This window comes from Pseudomonas sp. AC229, assembly GCF_979254655.1.
In genome coordinates, this window is sequence record NZ_CEEDHK010000005.1 from 138741 (window position 1) to 155031 (window position 16291).

16 protein-coding genes are annotated in these 16291 nt (G+C 57.5%); 3 read left to right on the plus strand and 13 right to left on the minus strand.

The genetic code is table 11. The features are described from left to right. Window positions 1-70: 70 nt before the first annotated feature. From AC0IW7_RS08795 to AC0IW7_RS08805, 3 genes are read right to left on the minus strand one after another with little or no spacing between them, the layout of a single operon-like run. Complete coding sequence (locus AC0IW7_RS08795; protein ID WP_471817187.1) at window positions 71-1237, minus strand: acyl-CoA dehydrogenase family protein; 1167 nt, start codon at window positions 1235-1237, stop codon at window positions 71-73. A 12-nt stretch (window positions 1238-1249) separates the two neighbouring features. Then, the gene (locus AC0IW7_RS08800) at window positions 1250-2461 is read right to left on the minus strand and encodes an acyl-CoA dehydrogenase family protein (RefSeq protein WP_471817188.1); all 1212 of its coding nucleotides are present in this window, start codon (window positions 2459-2461) and stop codon (window positions 1250-1252) included. A 21-nt stretch (window positions 2462-2482) separates the two neighbouring features. Beyond that, window positions 2483-3286: an SDR family NAD(P)-dependent oxidoreductase gene (locus AC0IW7_RS08805; protein WP_471817190.1), complete on the minus strand. Its 804-nt coding sequence runs from the start codon at window positions 3284-3286 to the stop codon at window positions 2483-2485. Window positions 3287-3346: 60 nt separating this feature from the next. Between AC0IW7_RS08805 and AC0IW7_RS08810 the strand changes: the two genes are divergently transcribed. Genes AC0IW7_RS08810 through AC0IW7_RS08820 form a run of 3 tightly spaced genes read left to right on the plus strand, consistent with a single transcriptional unit; the run spans window position 3347 to window position 5955 of the window. Continuing rightward, window positions 3347-4159 (plus strand): IclR family transcriptional regulator, encoded by an 813-nt coding sequence (locus AC0IW7_RS08810; protein WP_471817192.1) that lies wholly within the window; start codon window positions 3347-3349, stop codon window positions 4157-4159. A 30-nt stretch (window positions 4160-4189) separates the two neighbouring features. After that, complete coding sequence (locus tag AC0IW7_RS08815; protein ID WP_471817194.1) at window positions 4190-5104, plus strand: NmrA family NAD(P)-binding protein; 915 nt, start codon at window positions 4190-4192, stop codon at window positions 5102-5104. A gap of 50 nt (window positions 5105-5154) precedes the next feature. Further along, entirely contained in the window at window positions 5155-5955 is an 801-nt protein-coding gene (locus AC0IW7_RS08820) for an enoyl-CoA hydratase/isomerase family protein (protein ID WP_471817196.1), read from the plus strand. A gap of 85 nt (window positions 5956-6040) precedes the next feature. Here AC0IW7_RS08820 and AC0IW7_RS08825 read toward each other — a convergent pair whose 3' ends face one another. The 10 genes from AC0IW7_RS08825 to AC0IW7_RS08870 all read right to left on the minus strand — a co-directional run bounded on the left by AC0IW7_RS08825 (window position 6041) and on the right by AC0IW7_RS08870 (window position 16291). Beyond that, on the minus strand, window positions 6041-6832 hold the full coding sequence (locus AC0IW7_RS08825; RefSeq protein WP_471817198.1) for an SDR family NAD(P)-dependent oxidoreductase: 792 nt from the start codon (window positions 6830-6832) through the stop codon (window positions 6041-6043). Window positions 6833-7005: 173 nt separating this feature from the next. Continuing rightward, the gene (locus AC0IW7_RS08830) at window positions 7006-8142 is read right to left on the minus strand and encodes a hypothetical protein (RefSeq protein ID WP_471817200.1); all 1137 of its coding nucleotides are present in this window, start codon (window positions 8140-8142) and stop codon (window positions 7006-7008) included. 56 nt (window positions 8143-8198) lie between these two features. Continuing rightward, window positions 8199-9269, minus strand: coding sequence for an NAD(P)H-dependent flavin oxidoreductase (locus tag AC0IW7_RS08835; protein WP_471817202.1), 1071 nt, complete (start codon window positions 9267-9269; stop codon window positions 8199-8201). Between the two features lie 48 nt (window positions 9270-9317). After that, the gene (locus AC0IW7_RS08840; RefSeq protein WP_471817204.1) at window positions 9318-10217 is read right to left on the minus strand and encodes a crotonase/enoyl-CoA hydratase family protein; all 900 of its coding nucleotides are present in this window, start codon (window positions 10215-10217) and stop codon (window positions 9318-9320) included. A 110-nt stretch (window positions 10218-10327) separates the two neighbouring features. Continuing rightward, a complete protein-coding gene (locus AC0IW7_RS08845) occupies window positions 10328-11137 on the minus strand; it encodes an enoyl-CoA hydratase-related protein (protein WP_471817206.1) in 810 nt (269 codons plus the stop codon). After that, window positions 11137-12051: a crotonase/enoyl-CoA hydratase family protein gene (locus tag AC0IW7_RS08850; RefSeq protein ID WP_471817208.1), complete on the minus strand. Its 915-nt coding sequence runs from the start codon at window positions 12049-12051 to the stop codon at window positions 11137-11139. The genes AC0IW7_RS08845 and AC0IW7_RS08850 overlap by 1 nt, the downstream gene beginning before the upstream one ends. 297 nt (window positions 12052-12348) lie before the next feature. Then, complete coding sequence (locus tag AC0IW7_RS08855) at window positions 12349-13323, minus strand: spirocyclase AveC family protein (RefSeq protein WP_471817209.1); 975 nt, start codon at window positions 13321-13323, stop codon at window positions 12349-12351. Between the two features lie 69 nt (window positions 13324-13392). After that, window positions 13393-14169: an enoyl-CoA hydratase-related protein gene (locus AC0IW7_RS08860; RefSeq protein ID WP_471817211.1), complete on the minus strand. Its 777-nt coding sequence runs from the start codon at window positions 14167-14169 to the stop codon at window positions 13393-13395. A 40-nt stretch (window positions 14170-14209) separates the two neighbouring features. Then, window positions 14210-14974, minus strand: a complete 765-nt coding sequence (locus AC0IW7_RS08865) for a glucose 1-dehydrogenase (protein WP_471817213.1) — start codon at window positions 14972-14974, stop codon at window positions 14210-14212. A gap of 24 nt (window positions 14975-14998) precedes the next feature. Further along, entirely contained in the window at window positions 14999-16291 is a 1293-nt protein-coding gene (locus AC0IW7_RS08870) for a CaiB/BaiF CoA transferase family protein (protein WP_471817215.1), read from the minus strand.

Below are 16291 nucleotides of genomic sequence, written 5' to 3' on the forward strand. Positions count from 1 at the left end.
CGTTTTTCATCTGGGCACTTGATACGGCAACGTGCTCAATAGGAAAAACTCTGCAAGGCTTTGTCGATAATCAAGCGTTGTTCAGGCCGCGCACCTGGGCTTGAATATGCCGGGCATAGCGCTGAAGGTGATAGTCCTGATTGCCAAACGCCGCATCGGTTAGCACCATCCTCCGGTAGTGGTGACCCACCCTGTACTCCTCAGTGATGCCATAACCGCCATGCAGTTGAATTCCCTCTGCCGTGACAAATTTGGCGCTGCGCGTGACCTGCGCCTTACAACCCGAGATCACCACACTGCGGTCTTTCATCTCTGTATCAGCCAACGCCGCCAGCCCCAAGTGCAATGTCGCCCGCGCCTGGGATGCCTCAATGGCCATGTCGGCCATGCGATGTTGCAAGGCCTGAAAACTACCAATGGCGACACCAAACTGCTTACGCACTTTTAGGTATTCACTGCACAGGGCTATTACATCGTCCATACCGCCTACGGTTTCTGCGCAGAGCGCGACAATCGCTTCGTCTACCGCAGCTTGCAGCCCTGAATAAGCACGCCCTTCCTCACCCAATAGGGCCGTAGCCGCCAGTTCCACATTGTTAAGTAGCAGATCGGCAGCCGGCGTGCCGTCAAGCAGCTTGTAGGTCTGAAGCGTTACCCCAGGGGAGCGCGGATCGACTAAAAAAAGCGAAATTCCGACTTCATCGCCGGCCGCTCCAGCCGTGCGCGCCACCACCAACAGTTGATCCGCTACCGGGCCGCCAACCACCAGTGACTTGCGCCCGTTGAGCCGATAGCCACCCTCTGCCTGACGTACAGCGGAGGTCGAAACCTGCGCAATGTTGCCACGGGTCTGCGGCTCACTGTGGGCAACGGCTACTAAGTGCTCTGCACTGCCGATTGCGGCGAGTAGCGTTTGTTTCTGCGTCTCTGAAGCGCAATGGCTGATCATCGCCGCGGGCAAAACAGCGCACTGTACATAGGGCTCTAACACGAGGCCGCGGCCCAACTGCTCTGCTACCAACGCGGTTTCCACTGCCGAAAAGCCCAAGCCCGAATAGGCTTCAGCGATCGGTGCTGCCAGCCAACCCATGTCAGCAAACGTCTGCCACATCTCGCGTGAGAAACCACCCTGTTCCTTGACGAGAGCGCTGCGCATTTCGAAGGTATAGGACTTTTCGACGTAGCGCTGAGCACTGTCGAGGAGCATCCGTTGTTCATCATTCAACTGAAAATTCATGCTGTGCTCCGCTTATAGACCGAACAAGGCCTTGGCAATGATGTTGCGCTGGATTTCGGCAGTACCGCCGTAAATGCTGCAGGCGCGGCGATAGAACAGTTCGGCTGCCAGGCCTGGCGCAAAATCTGGTCCTACGAAGCTCTGGTCACGCAGGCTATGGTCCTCATTGGGGTCGGCATAAAAAACCGACCCGTAATCTCCCAGCGCTTCCACCAATAGCTCTGTCAGTTTTTGGTGCATTTGCGACCCGCGTACTTTCAGCATCGAGCCGATAGCCATGCCTTGTCCGGACTCGTCGAGACCGTCGTGCAGGACCTTTTTCACTGTCATGTCGATGGCCAGCACTTCCAGCTCGTATTGGGCCAGGCGCAGGGCAAAAGCCGGGTCTTCAATCAATGGCTGAGTTCCAGCGCGTTCCCGCGAGGCATAGCGTCGAATTTTCGCCAAATAACGTTTCAGTGCCGGCGCTTCGGCCCCTAGGAACGCGCGCTCATCGAACAACAAAGCCTTGGTGTAACCCCAGCCCTGATTCTCTTCGCCAATCAGGTTTTTCACCGGCACACGGACGTTGTCATAGAACACCTCGGCTAGGTGGTGACAGCCATCAAGGCTAGGAATCGGTCGCACGGTCACGCCGGGCGACTTCATATCAACCAGTAGAAAGGAAATGCCTTTCTGTGGCTTGGCCGACAGATCGGTCCGTACCAGCACGAAGTTCCAGTCACCGTAAATGCCCCAACTGGTCCAGATTTTCTGGCCATTAACCACAAACTCATCGCCGTCACGGATGGCCGTGGTGCGCAACGACGCGAGGTCGGAGCCTGAGCCGGGTTCGGAAAACCCCTGCACCCAAAACACCTCGCCTTTCTGGATCGGCGGCAGAAAACGTTTTTTCTGCTCTTCGTTGCCAAACTTGTAAATCACCGGGCCGACCAGGCCGACACCCGCCTGATTTTGCAGCGGTGCTCCGGCCAAGTAGCACTCTTCCTCAAAAATATAACGTTGCTCGGCGGACCAACCGGTACCACCAAATTCCACCGGCCAAAACGGTACCGACCAGCCGCTGGACTCATGCAGGATTTGCGTCCAGCGCAATGAGTCGCCATCGTCCGGCAAGTAGCCTTGTTGCCCACGCCAGGCCAAATCCTGCGGCAGGTGCGTTTTGAGAAACTGCCGCACTTGCTGCCGGAAGGCCTCGCTGGAAGGATCGGGAATGAAATCCATCAGGTATTCCTCTAAGTGGGCTCAGCGAAAAGAAATGGTGTGGCCACCGTCGACCGCAATTGTCTGGCCATTGATGTAGCCCCCCGACGGTGACGCCAGCAACACGGCAAGCCCTGCGATTTCTTCGGTTTCGCCAAAGCGCTGGGAGGGATTACGGCCGTTGTACCAGGCAACCATTGCCGGGTCTTCCCATTGCGATCGGGCCATTTCAGTCTTGAAAGTACCAGGGGCGATGCAGTTGGCGGTCACACCACCACTGCCGAATTCATTGGCCATATTCCGTATCAACTGCATGTCTGCGGCTTTAGTCAGGCCATAGGTGCCGGTTTGCGGATCGCCCAGCAAGCCGACAATCGAAGCCACCACGATGAACCGCCCATACCCACGCTCAAGCATCGCCGGCACGGTCATTTGGGTCAGCCAGATGCTGCTTTGCACGTTCACTTGCATGAACTTATTGAAGGTTTCTTCGGGCAGGTCCAGTACCGAGCCAACCCAGGGATGAATTGCGGCGTTGGCCATCACGATGTCGATCCGACCCCAGGTTGCCAAGGTTGTATCGACTAGGTTTTGCAGGTCTTCCTTACGCCCGATATTGCACGGAATGGCAATTGCGTCGCCGCCGGCATCGCGGATTTCTTGTGCGGCAGCTTCGCAGGCGTCGGCCTTGCGCCCGGAAATCACCACCTTGGCGCCGTGCTCGGCCATCCCTTTAGCACTGGCAAAGCCCAGGCCGCGACTGGATCCGGTGACGATGGCAACCTTGCCGTGGAGATCAAACAGAGTGGATTTCATTTTATTGTTTTCCTCTTGATTTATTCGCACAGCGAATTCAATATCTGCACTGCGGATAAATATAGATGAGGCCAACAGGGTTTTACAATCATGGATACACCCAGCAGCGACAACGATCTGGACAAAACAGGGAGCGAAAGGGCAGGGGGCGAGAAGGATCGGCAGTTCGTCACCGCCCTAGCCCGTGGCCTGCAGATTTTGCGTTGCTTCACCTACGACAACCCTGAACTGACCGCGAGGGACGTGGTGCGCATAACGGGCCTGCCTCAACCCACCGTCTGGCGGTTGTGCTACACCCTTGAGCGCGAAGGTTTTCTGGTCTGTGAGGGTGAAAACGGCAAGATGACCCTGGGCTTGCCGGCGCTTGCCCTCGGTTATGCAGCACTGGTCCGCGCGGAAATGCCAAAAGTGGCACTGCGCGCCATGCAGCCCCTGACCGACCGTTATCGGATGGGCACCTCGCTGGCCGTGCGCGACGGCCTGGACATGCTTTATCTGCAGCGCACGCACGGCGACTTCGTTTACTTCAATGATCCGGTCGGCGCCCGCCGCCCGCTGGCGACTGCACCCACAGGTTGGGCCACGTTGGTTGCCAGCGGTGAAGCCGAACGGCTAACGATCATGCAGGCCCTGCAAGCGCAAAACCCCAGCAATTGGCCGGTTATCGAAGCGCATATCAACCAGGCCATTTCGGACTACCAAACCTACGGTTTTATTCTCAGCATCGGCGTGATGCACAGCCAATTCAACGCCGTTGCCGTACCCATTCGCACCCAGGCAACTGGAAAAATTTATGGGCTCTCAGCGTCGGGGCTGTCATCGGATTGGCCCCGTGAAAAGCTGCTGGCCATCGGCGCCGAATTAGCGGCGATAGCGCAAGACCTATCTCTCGTTTCCAACTGAATCCATACACCTCGACCCAGGAGTAGAGAAATGAACAACAAAAATTCCCCCATTCTCGTCACAGGCGGTACCGGCGCTCAAGGCGGCGAAACTGCCCGTGCATTGTTGGTCGCGGGGTACCCGGTACGTATTCTTGCGCGCTCCCCGGACTCGGCAGCAGCCCAGGCGCTTGCAAGCTTGGGCGCGACGATTATCAAGGGCGATATGAACGAGCCCGAGTCACTGGCAAGCGCACTCCACGGCACCTACGGCGTGTTCTCGGTACAAGTTCCGGACGTCACCGGCAAGGACAGTGAGCGCCTTCAGGGTTTCGCCTTGATCGATGCGGCGAAGCAGGCCGGTGTCACGCACTTGGTACACACCTCCGTCTGTGAAGCCGGCCGCCATCCTGATTTCCCCCACTGGGGTAGTGGGCGATGGGGGCAAAAATACTGGACAGACAAATGGGATATTGAAGAGCGCGCCCGCAATGCCGGTTTCGACTTTTGTACGGTGCTGAAGCCGGCGTTCATGATGGATAACTTCATCTTGCCCAAGGCGCAGTACATGTTCCCCCACCTCGTCGACGGCAAGATCATTACTGCCTTACACCCCCTAACCCGGATGCAGCTGACCACCGCCGCAGACGTTGGTGCATTTGCCTGCGCGGCGTTCTCCAACCCTGAAGGTTACAACCATAAGAACATCGACCTGGCCAACGAGGCCCTAACAATGGATGAGGTCGCCGCACTGCTGAGTCGGGTATTGCACCGATCGGTTGTCAGTGAATCGGTAACCGCTGAGCAGGCGATTGCGGCCGGCTTGCACGCGGGCTGGGTGCGCTCTCAGGAGTGGACCAACGAGGTGGGTTACCGCGCTGATATCAAGGCTCTCGAAGCCTATGACGTCCCGCTCACGTCACTTGAGCAGTGGGTGCAGACCCATAGGCACGCGTTTCCAGGCTGACCCTGCTGATAGTTTCTTAGCGCGTGTCAATAATTCCAAGGAGCCATGCCATGTCTAATCTCTACGATCTTCCCCCGGAAATCCAAGTAACCGCCGAGGGTGGCTTGCGGCTGATCACCCTCAATCGACCAGACGATCTCAATGCATCGTCTACAGATATGTTGTTTGCTTATCCCAAACTGTTTCGCGCTCTGGCCGAAGACTCAGAAGCCCGTGTCGCCATTCTCACAGGTGCCGGGCGAGCCTTTAGCGCGGGCGGGGATTTTCAACATTTCGTCAAGACCCTGCAGGACAGCGATTTTGCCCGCTCCGTACAAGAGAATGCCCGACGCACTATCCACAGCTTCATCGATTTACCGATCCCCATTATCGCTGCGGTGAACGGCCCTGCCGTTGGCTGGGGTGCGACCATGGCCACGCTCTGTGACATCGTGCTGATGTCTGAAAAATCATTTATGGCCGAACCGCACATTAATATCGGCTTGGTGGTGGGCGACGGGATATCGGTCGCATGGCCGCTTTATACCAGCCTGCTGCGGGCCAAGGAGCTGATCTTCACTGGCGATCGTATATCGCCACAACAAGCGGTGGAGTACGGTCTCGCCAACCGTGTGGTGGCCCCAGAAAATTTGATGACAGAAGCACGGGCATTGGCTGAAAAGTTGCTCAAGCAACCCAGCCAGGCTTTGCGTGAGACCAAGAAAATCATGAACAGCTACTTGCACCGCAGTGCTGCGCAGGTGCTCGACGTGACTCTCGGTCGGCAGCTCGCGGCTACCCTCAGCGAAGAGCATCACACCCTTGCGGCTGAGTTTATTGCTCAGCAAAACCGTAAGCGGGAAGCGCCCTAACCGACGCATTGGCGAAGAAGTTCGCTCACCACCGAAACCAAAAACTTCGGTGGCGAGCGGACACACTGTTCAACACTCCGGTGTCTTAAGCACCAAAGGGTGCGCCAAGCCGAGCGCCGCCATCCAGGCGTAGGGTTTCGCCGTTCAAGTACTGGTTCCTGATCAGTTCAATCGTCATCGAGGCGTATTCTGAAGGCCTCCCAAAGCGCTTGGGATGAAGGTTGAAGGATAGCAACCGATCCTTGTATGCCTGAGGGATCGGTCCGATCAGCGGGGTTTCAAAGCTGCCGGGCATAATCGTGTTGACGCGAACTCCTTCGAGGCCCAGATCTCTGGCCATGCCCAACGTCAACCCGTTGATCCCCGACTTCGTTGCGGTATAGGCGATACTCCCCGTCGGCGCGTCCAAGGAGGCGATTGAGGAAGTCAGCACTATCACCCCTCGTTCACCGTCATCCGTGGGGGCGAGGGTGAGCATGCCCTGCGCGGAAACGGATGCACACAAGAACGTTCCGCAGAGATTGAGCGTGACTATTTTTTGGAAACGCGCGAAGTCGTGACGTTTAATCTCGCCACTCGCTGGGTCACGCCAAGCTGTGGCCTCCATAGCGCCGATCCCCGGGGTATGAACCAGGACCCGTTCCTGCCCATTGTGCTTGCGCGAGGCGGCAAAAGCCTGGACGACACTTTCTTCATCGGTGATATCCGCTTCCACGAAGTAGGCCCCAGTTTCTTCCGCTAGTGCTGAGCCGCGCTCCCGGTCCCGATCCAGAATCGTCACTCGCATATCGTTTGCGCGAAAGGCTCTAGTTGTTGCTTCACCCAGTCCTGACGCACCGCCTACAACGACGGCGCAAATGCTGCTATCCAGCTCCATGTCCCGATTCTCTTGTTAAGGTTTTTGACTCGATCAAGTGTTCCTCTGGGGGGGCAACCATTTCGACTGCAAGCGTCCAGCGCGATTGGCGCTGATACGATTTTTACCCTGGAGGGAAGGGGGCGGCATACAACGTTGACGTGTTATGCCGCGAGGTGCGCTCGCTACCATTTTTATGGCATGGAGAACTTTGGACCTTGGCTGGTTTCGTTGGCGGTCAGAATGGTGCGGCAGAAGGAATTGACCGTGAGGTGGTTGTCCAGGGTTATGGTGCGCCCGTCCGGTAGCGTGACCTCGCCCGTCATAGTCGACAGCAAATAGCAGTACATCCGCGTTCCCGTAGACGTTGGCCAAAAGCTGTAAGCACGGCCATGGGCGGCGATCTTCACATCGACGTGGGTGTCGCCGTTGTCCATCTGCAAATGCCATTTAACCGGGAGGTTCATGCCGGTACGCGGGTCTTCCCACTTCTCCAGCACCTCGAATTTAATCCCGCCGGCGCCGGCCGCAGCGTTGATGTTGACCTGCTCGTTGTCGCCGTATTTAACGAAGCCAAGCTGCATGCCGTCGCGCGGTTGGAAGAAGTTGATCTTCACATCGTCTTTGATTGTGTACAGCCACCACATCCAGTTCGGCGCAGGAAGATTGGTCACCGGGTCATTCGATTGGCCCGTAAGAATGTGCTCGCGAACACCATAACCGCCGCTCAATGCTAGGTCGTAAGCGGAGGTCTTGATGCTGCCCTCTACCTCGACAAACACGTCGTAACCGGCGCGGTCGGTTTCATGGGCTTTGGCGAAAGGCCCCCAGTTCCATAGCGGTGCGCCTTTTTGTGTGTAGTGCAGGTCGAACTCAGCGTCGCCAGCCTTACCTTCGAGCTTCCAAGTTGGCGGTTGGGATATAAAGCGCAGGCCGTCGAAATCCCAAGTGACGGAATCGTCGCCGGTGGTGACCGAGAACTGGTCCCCTTGCAACTTTTCGGTAGGCGTCCAGCCGACACGCACGAAGTCGTTGTCGCTCATGGTGCCGCGAGCCGACTTAGGCACCACGATCAGTTGCACTTCACGTTGCGCGGATGCACCAGGACCCCACACCCCTTTGCCGTTGCCGAACAAGGCGTACCCTGCGGCCCACAGCAGTACATCGTATTCACCAGACTCGGCGACGACGCCAAGTGCAGTTTCCTCCCACAAATCCGTGCTGCTGGAGGGCACTGCCAACGACTCGAAATGAGTGCCCTCATCTTCGAGAGTAATACCAGCGTGTGAGTGCTCGATGCGGTTGTACTTGGCGCTGTAACTGTCGCTCATTTTTCGCTCCTCAAGCGTGTTGCACTACAGATTGTCTGGGGTGGCCACTCTGCCAATTAGCCAACTTTGTCGTGCTTGATCGCGCTCACGGGCACTTGGGTAGACAGTCTGTACTGCACGGCTTCTGCCTCTTTGATGATGGTCTCCATCAGCTCGGCAATAGAGGGCAGATCGTGAATTAGGCCAACGGACTGGCCCGAGGCAGTCATGCCTTTATCGAGATCGCCGCTGGACATCGTCAGGCCATGCATCTTGAGCATTTGCGACATACGCATCATTGCTTCGATCTGTCGCGGCCCCAGCGAGAAGGTATTCATCGCCAGCTTAATCCAAGGAATATTCAACTCTTTGGAGATGGTGAACGAGTTCAGGAAAACCTCCCAAATATTCAGAAACTTCGCCTCCGCCATTCGATCTGCCGCAGCTGTCTTCATCTGGCGGCACGGAATTCCATCGAAGCGGTCGGAGAAAACAGTGCCATTGACATCGAGTTCAACAGCCTTGTTCTTAAAGTTCTGATGCATCGGGCCTTCCTGGGTGGTCCAGAAGCGAGTCCCCATCGATACGCCTCCAGCCCCCAGAGCGAGTGCCGCGACAAGGCCAGCACCATTGGCAATACCACCGGCGGCAATCACAGGAATATTCAGCAGTTCGGCCAAGCGCGGAATCAATACGAAAGTACCGATCTCGCCGGCGTGGCCAGCGGCCTCGTATCCGGCGGCAATAACCGCATCACAACCATGAGCTTCGGCGCGCAGCGCCAGCTTTACATCGCTGACGGAGGCGACGACTTTGCCACCGTATTGATGGGCGGCCTTGACGATCCAGTCGCCTTTGCCCATGGAGTAGTTGATAACAGGGACGTTCTCTTCGAGCATCACTTGAGCGTTGGCCATGCCGTTGGGCAGGGCCAACGGTGCGTTCGCACCAAAAGGCTTGTCAGTGAGCGAGCGAATTTCACGGATCGCCGCCCGGGTAACCTCTGGCGGGTTAGAGCCAGCTCCGTAAACGCCTAAGCCGCCGGCATTTGAAACGGCTGCCACCATGTTTGGAAAAGCCACTCGACCCATACCGGCGTTGAGAATCGGGTAGGTGATGCCAAACAGTTCGGTAATGGTTGTTTTCATGTTCAGGTTCCTTAGGCGCTGGAGTGGGGCCAGTCTTTTTATTTGAAGTCAGGAGTAGCTAGGCTCTTCCCACCATGGGAAATAGTCGGGCATGTCTGCTGAAACTTTGCAGGCGAAGTCCGGCAGGCGTTTTTCCATAAAGGACTGCACACCTTCTTTCGCATCGGGGCTGCGCCCGCGGGTGCAAATACCACGGCTTTCTATGCGGTGTGCTTCCATCGGGTGGGACATGCCCAGGCTGCGCCAGGCCATCTGACGCATCAGCGCTACCGAAACTGGCGCGGTGTTGTCGGCAATTTCTCGGGCAATTTCATAGGCCCGCGGCAGCAGTTGCTCATGGGCTACCACTTCACTGACCAAGCCGCCGCTCTTGAGCTCGTCGGCTGGCAGAATGCGACCGCTGAAACTCCACTCCAACGTCTTGGTAATACCGACGATGCGCGGCAGGAACCAGGAGGAGCAGCATTCGAAGACGATGCCGCGGCGCGCATAGACGAAGCCCAGTCTGGCCTTCTCGCTGGCGATGCGAATATCCATGGGCAACAGCATCGACGCGCCGATACCCACACCAGCGCCGTTGATAGCGCCGATTACCGGCTTAAGGCTGGCAAAAATGCGCAAGGCCAGTCTGCCGCCACCGTCGCGTGCCGACTCCATGCTGTAGTCGAAGGAACCGTCCTCGCGGATGGGGTTCTGCTTCGCCGCACTGCCGTTTTTGTCCTTATCAAAGATGTCTGCACCTTTGGACAAATCAGCGCCGCCACAAAAGCCTTTGCCTTCGCCGGTGACCACAACAACGCGGACGTTGTCATCACCGTCGGTTTGATCAAACACGGCGATGAGCTCGTTCATCATCTGCGAGTTCATGGCGTTGAACGCTTCGGGACGGTTAAGGGTTACCGTCGCGATACGGTCCTGGACTTCATAACGGATAGTTTCGAAATTCACGGGGTGTTCTCCTCGATAGCAACTTGTTGTCGCTACCTGACTGCATTTATTGGCAGAAGAGGGCCCAGTGAACCGGGCCCTTTAAGCAGCGATTATTTGAAGCTGAAGCTCTATTTGAAACTAAAGTTCGGGGCGCGTTTCTCGAAGAACGCCTTCTGCTTCTCGACCTTGTCTTCGGTGGACTGCGCCACATAGACGCCACGGCTTTCGAATTCGATCGCTTGCTCCAGGCTGCCGGCGTTCATGTTCTGCCACAGCGATTGCTTGGTGACCCAAATGCCCATTGGCACGTTGGCGACAATGCTCTTGGCAATCTCCAGGCAGGCGTCTTGCAGTTCCTCGTCGGGCACCGCCCTCAGCACCATGCCGATGCGCTCGGCTTCTTCGGCCATTACTGGGCGAGAGGTGTAAAGGAACTCGGCGGCACGCTGTGCCCCCACAGCCCGCGGCAGCAGGTAGCTGATGCCCAATTCAGCACCCGAACCCGCGTTGTGGATGGCGTTAACGAATTTGGCTGATTTCGCCGCGATGGTGATATCGGCCGCCAACGGGAATGCCAACGCCATACCGGCGACGGTGCCGTTGACGCCACAGATAATCGGTTGCGGCAGGTTGCGCATCAGCACCGGTAGCGAGCTGATAACATCGATCGCGTAGCGCGAGAAAAACGGTTTACCGACACCCTCAGGCACCCAGTCTGCGGTACCAGGGTTTTTCAGGTCGTGACCGGTGCAGAAATGCCGGTTGCCGGCAGCAGTCAAGATCACCACGCGGGTTCTTGGGTCGTACTTGATCTGTTTGAACAGGTCAGCAAGCTCGGTGTACATCTCGAACTGGAAGGTGTTCGTCGACTCCGGGCGGTTAATCGTGATGCGCTTGACGCCCTCGATCGGTTCGTCGATCAGAAAATTGTCGCTCATCACTCTGCTCCTTTCTCGCCATTGAGCCAGTGCGCTTTGACCATGCCATCGCCATAGGGCTCGTCACGTTTCTTCAGCGCATCTTTTAGACCAAGCTCGGCCATGTCTGCTTTGAATTGGGTACGGCGGGGGCCTTGGCTCAGGTGTGCGCGGGCATCCATTTCAACGGCAAAGCGTTGCAGGGTGCGGGCACCCTGTAGTTCCAGGGAGGCGTTGATGATGCGTTTGTGCGCCGACAACAGTTCGGCGTCGACAAAACTAATACGGCGCGCCAACTCATCGACGGCAGCGTCCAGCTCTTCAACCGGTACGGCATCGAGCACCAAGCCGATGCGCACGGCTTCATGGCCCCACAGGCTGTCGCCAGTCATCATCATGCGTTTAGCCCACTGTGGGCCGACGTGGTAGACCCACATCTGAATCGGTGGTGTGCCGTTGGCGCGGGTGGCAGGGAAGCCGATCTTGGCGTTCTGCGCGCAGATGATGAAGTCGCACATCAGCGCCAGGTCGGTACCGCCGGCCAGGCAGTTGCCTTGCACCTTAGCGATGACCGGTTTGTGCATGTCGAACAGCACCATGTTGAGCTTCTGGGTCTGTTCCATATTCCAGCAGTCGTCATCAACCGATTTGTTGACGGTGCGATAGCGGCCTTCGTCCCAAGGCGGGGTGCCGTCTTTGAAGCCCGCGTAGGCGCCGGCCAAATCGTAACCCGCGCAGAAGTCCTTGCCGGCACCTTCCAAAATGACCACGTTGACGTCATTGCGGTCATCGGCCTCGAGCAGAGCGTCACGCAATTCAGCGAGCAGGGCAGGGTGCAGGGCATTGCGCTTGTCGGGGCGATTGAGCGTAATGCGGGCGATGCGATTCTCAACGCTGAACAGCAAATACTCGGTGCTGCGGAGGTGTTTGTTCATATTGTCCTCATGCGTGTTTTCTGAACGATGGTCGATAATATAAACGACGGCTCGTGTGGGTCAAGCGGCCTTTCCAGCTTGTGGATGGAGCTATAGGGCCGAATTGGTGGTGTGAATGGCGGTGTAGCAGCGGTGCGCTGCTGCCCGGCAATGGGTGGGGACGAAAATAGAGTAGTAGGGCACCACAGATAAACCTGGGCTGATGGTTAGCCCCGAATCCATCGTGCAAAAAAAAGCCGCCTGGATTTCGGCAGGCGGCCAAATATCACCCGCAAGGGTGACAAACCTGCTCGTGAATTAATGCGCGCCCATAGGCACCTGTTCGTTGCTCAACCAGCTCGGCATATGGGTTGGCCAAGGGTCGACGTAGAGTGCGTGAACGCCCATGGCGCTGGTGTAGGCCAGGTTGAGCACGTTACAGAAGGCGATGTAGGCCAGGATGCGTAGCAGGGTGCCCAACCAGGGGGCTGCGGCGAAGCTGTCGATGCCGCGCTCAATGGCGGTATAGCCGCGTTCATCGGCGTGCATAAGCAGAAAGGCGCAGGCGATAAAGGTCGATGGGAACAGGATGAACTCGTAGATCGGGAACTGATAGAAATCACCACCCCAGAACGATAGTGCTTGAAAGGCGCCTGGCCAGGCATCGAAGTGCAGATAACGCGTCGCGACGATGTCCAGCAGGCCCATGGATATCCACACGCCGATAAAGCCGGCCAGGGTCAAACCCGCAATGCCAATGTTAGGGAAGCGTGCTTTGGCCTTGCGCATCACGCTAAGCCCAATCAGCGCGGTGCCAGCAAATGCATAAAAGTAGGAAGGGGCGTCGATTAACAGAGGCTCAGCAATGCGCGAACCATTGGGGGTTTGCCAGCCGGGGATAAATTCACACCAGCAGCCGTAATTGAAGGCGTAGGCATTGTAGGTAAACATCGGCCGCAAAAAGTTTAGAAAGGGGTCCAGCCAGTAGGCGGAGAGCCAGCCGATCATCATCAGTCTGGTGCTGTCTAGGCGGCCAGTCTGACGGATACCGCGAACGAACCAGACGAGTGCGTAGGCCAGCGTGGCGATACTCAGCACTTCGTAGATGGTCATAGCCCAGCGCGAATAGTCGGGGATCGGATCGGACCCACGCAGGGTTGGGCGAAAATCGTCGGAGCCTATCCAGGCACCATAGACATACAACTGCAGCGCTAAAAAGGCGCTACCTAAGATGCCCCAGAGCACCAAAGGCCAGGGGCGGGAAATCGGGATTGCGCGGATGTTGGCCGTCATTATTGTTATACCTAGTAGGCGCTTGGTTTTCGGCAAAGCTGAGGCGGCCATTAAGCCGCCTCAGTCGCGTTACTTAACGTACTTGCGGAACTCCGGTTTACGTTTTTCGCGGAAGGCATTGCCGCCTTCTTTGGATTCCTCGGTTTCGTAGTACATGGCCAGCGCCTGCATGGCGAACGCGCCGATGCCACGGATGTTTTCGTTGTCCATGTTGAAGGAGCGTTTGGCCAGCGCGATGGCGGTTGGGCTCATCATCAGGATTTCGTCGCACCACTTCTTTACTTCAGCGTCGAGTTCGGCGGCCGGTACTACGGCGTTGACCAAGCCCCAGTCCAGTGCCTGTTTAGCGGTATAGCGGCGGCACAGGTACCAGATTTCACGGGCGCGCTTGTCGCCAGCCAGGCGGGCAAGCAGGGCAGTACCGAAGCCTGGGTCAACCGAGCCAACTTTCGGACCGACCTGGCCAAGCTGGGCGGTTTCCGAGGCGATAGCCAAGTCGCAGAGGGTAACCAGCACGTTACCGCCGCCGATGGCGTAGCCATTAACCCGGGCAATCACCGGCTTTGGAATGTCGCGAATGATGCTTTGCAGTTCTTCAATCGGCAGGCCAACCACGCCACGCCCTTGGTGACGGCCGCCGGACTGATCGCTGCCGGTGCAGAAGGCTTTGTCGCCGGCACCGGTGAGCACCACAACGCCGATATCTTTGCTGTAACCAGCCAGGCTGAACGCTTTGATCAGCTCTTCGCAGGTGTCCGCAGTAAAGGCGTTGTACACCTGCGGACGGTTGATGGTGATGGTGGCGATACCGTTGTCTTCGGTATAGAGAATGTCTTTGAATTCCATGTACTGCTCCTAAAAGTAGAGGTTGGTCAGCCGGCTATGCTTAGCCAACCATGGTCAGGCCGCCGGAGACGCTGATCACTTGGCCAGTAATAAACGCGGCGTCGTCGCTGGCGAGGAACAGCACGGTGCCGGCCACGTCTTCGGGTTGGCCCATGCGGCCGAAGGGAACAGCCTTAACCAGGCCAGCCTTGATTCGCTCGCCTTTTTCGCCTTGCGCCAGGTTATCTAGCAGCGGGGTTTCGGTTGGGCCAGGGCAGACTACGTTGACCGGGATTTGCTGGCGGGACATTTCTCGCGCCATGGTTTTGCTGAAGGCGATCAAGCCGCCTTTACAGAAGGAGTAAACCGCCTCCATCGAGGAGCCCACTCGCCCGGCGTCGGAGGAAATGTTCACCACGCGGCCATGGCCGCGCTCACTCATGCGGCGCAGAACGGCGTGGTGCATGTTCAGCGGGCCATAGAGGTTGATTGCAACCACCTTGTCCCAGAATGGCTTCTCGGTCTGCAGGAAGAACCCGCCAATGTCCCAGCCAGCGTTGTTGACCAGCACATCGATTGGGCCGAGTTCGTTCTCGACTTGCTCTACCGCTGAATTCACCGCTTCTTGGTTGGTGATGTCCACGCTGTATCCACGAGCCCGGGCGCCGTGGAATTCGAGATCAGCGACTAGGCTGCTGGTGGCTTCTGCGTTGAGGTCGAATACAGCGACCACAGAACCTTCTTCTGCGAAGCGCTTACAGATGGCGCTGCCGATACCGCCTGCGCCCCCAGTCACCACTACAACTTTGTCTTTCAAGCCTTTCATGCTGGCTACCTTTTTAATGAGACGTTAGGTTCGCGGCTGCGCCGCGGTGTCGATGGCTGCACCCTCTGCTGAAGCCGGTTGGGCTGGCGTCGAAGGCGTTACTGGCGCTTTTTTGCGGGGCGCACAAAGCGATTCAATTTGCTCGGCGCTATAGCCGATGGCGCTGAGTACTTCTTCGTTGTGCTCCCCCAGGTTTGGCGGCAAATAACGCACGTTCCCAGGCGATGCGGAGAACTGCACAGGGATGGAGGTCATCACCAAACTACCTTCGGTGGGGTGCTCTACCTTGCGGAAGAAGCCGGTCTCTTTCAGGTAGTCGTCGTGCATCAGGTCGTCGAGCTCACGCACCTGGCCGTGGGGCACATCAGCGTCGGAAAGGATTTTTTCCCAGTCCGCAGACGTGCGCTCAGCGATGGCGCCGGCGAGGATGCCGTAGAGCTCGTTGATGTTGCGCATGCGCTCGGTCATGCGGCTAAAGCGCGGGTCTTCGAGCAGCTCGGGGTGGCCGATCGCCGTCAATACCCGGCGCCATTGCTCATCGTTTACCGCGAGCAGGCAGATGTGCCCATCTAGCGTCGCGTACGGCCGCCGATGGGGCGAAAACATCCGCGAATAACCGAGCCCCTTACCTTCGTTCTCACCGATGGCGCCCTCCCATAGATGCTCGAACAGGTTGAACTGCAGCATGGTTTCCAGCATCGGCACCAATACCTGCTGGCCTTCGCCGGTACGCTCGCGGTGCAGCAGCGCCATACTGATGGAGGAGGCCAATACATAGCCGCAGAACTTGTCGACGATCACCGTGGGGAAGTACCTGGGGTTGCCATCCGCGTCGCGGTTCATGGCGGCCAAGCCGCTCTCACCTTGGATGACGTCATCGAACGCCGGCATGTCTTTGTACGGCCCATCGCCGCGATAACCCGGAGCAAAGGCGTAGATGATTTTTGGATTGCGCTCGCGGATTTTCTCGTAGCAGATACCCAGTCGCTTAGCGGCACTGGGGCGCATGCTGTGCACGATTACATCAGCGGTCTCTACCAACTTCATCAGCGCTTCCATGCACTCTGCCTGCTTGAGGTCGAGCACGATGCTGCGCTTGTTGCGGTTCATGATCAGATAGAAAACTGACATTCCTGGGTTGCGCCCAGGGCCGTTTTGACGGTTTTGATCGCCACTAGGCGGCTCGACCTTGATCACATCGGCGCCCATGTCGCCGAGGATCTGGGTGGCGACCGGCCCAAGCACGTTGATTGTCAGGTCAATCACACGCAGCCCAGTGAGCGGGCCGGTGGCTTCCTCCATTGCCCGTTGCGTCAT

What these genes read in the sequence shown, in the direction of transcription:
- AC0IW7_RS08795 (WP_471817187.1), bottom strand. Translation starts at nt 1,237, where the DNA reads ATGAATTTTCAGTTGAATGATGAACAACGGATGCTCCTCGACAGTGCT.
- AC0IW7_RS08800 (WP_471817188.1), bottom strand. Translation starts at nt 2,461, where the DNA reads ATGGATTTCATTCCCGATCCTTCCAGCGAGGCCTTCCGGCAGCAAGTG.
- AC0IW7_RS08810 (WP_471817192.1), top strand. Translation starts at nt 3,347, where the DNA reads ATGGATACACCCAGCAGCGACAACGATCTGGACAAAACAGGGAGCGAA.
- AC0IW7_RS08815 (WP_471817194.1), top strand. Translation starts at nt 4,190, where the DNA reads ATGAACAACAAAAATTCCCCCATTCTCGTCACAGGCGGTACCGGCGCT.
- AC0IW7_RS08820 (WP_471817196.1), top strand. Translation starts at nt 5,155, where the DNA reads ATGTCTAATCTCTACGATCTTCCCCCGGAAATCCAAGTAACCGCCGAG.
- AC0IW7_RS08825 (WP_471817198.1), bottom strand. Translation starts at nt 6,832, where the DNA reads ATGGAGCTGGATAGCAGCATTTGCGCCGTCGTTGTAGGCGGTGCGTCA.
- AC0IW7_RS08830 (WP_471817200.1), bottom strand. Translation starts at nt 8,142, where the DNA reads ATGAGCGACAGTTACAGCGCCAAGTACAACCGCATCGAGCACTCACAC.
- AC0IW7_RS08835 (WP_471817202.1), bottom strand. Translation starts at nt 9,269, where the DNA reads ATGAAAACAACCATTACCGAACTGTTTGGCATCACCTACCCGATTCTC.
- AC0IW7_RS08845 (WP_471817206.1), bottom strand. Translation starts at nt 11,137, where the DNA reads ATGAGCGACAATTTTCTGATCGACGAACCGATCGAGGGCGTCAAGCGC.
- AC0IW7_RS08850 (WP_471817208.1), bottom strand. Translation starts at nt 12,051, where the DNA reads ATGAACAAACACCTCCGCAGCACCGAGTATTTGCTGTTCAGCGTTGAG.
- AC0IW7_RS08855 (WP_471817209.1), bottom strand. Translation starts at nt 13,323, where the DNA reads ATGACGGCCAACATCCGCGCAATCCCGATTTCCCGCCCCTGGCCTTTG.
- AC0IW7_RS08860 (WP_471817211.1), bottom strand. Translation starts at nt 14,169, where the DNA reads ATGGAATTCAAAGACATTCTCTATACCGAAGACAACGGTATCGCCACC.
- AC0IW7_RS08865 (WP_471817213.1), bottom strand. Translation starts at nt 14,974, where the DNA reads ATGAAAGGCTTGAAAGACAAAGTTGTAGTGGTGACTGGGGGCGCAGGC.
- AC0IW7_RS08870 (WP_471817215.1), bottom strand. Translation starts at nt 16,291, where the DNA reads ATGACGCAACGGGCAATGGAGGAAGCCACCGGCCCGCTCACTGGGCTG.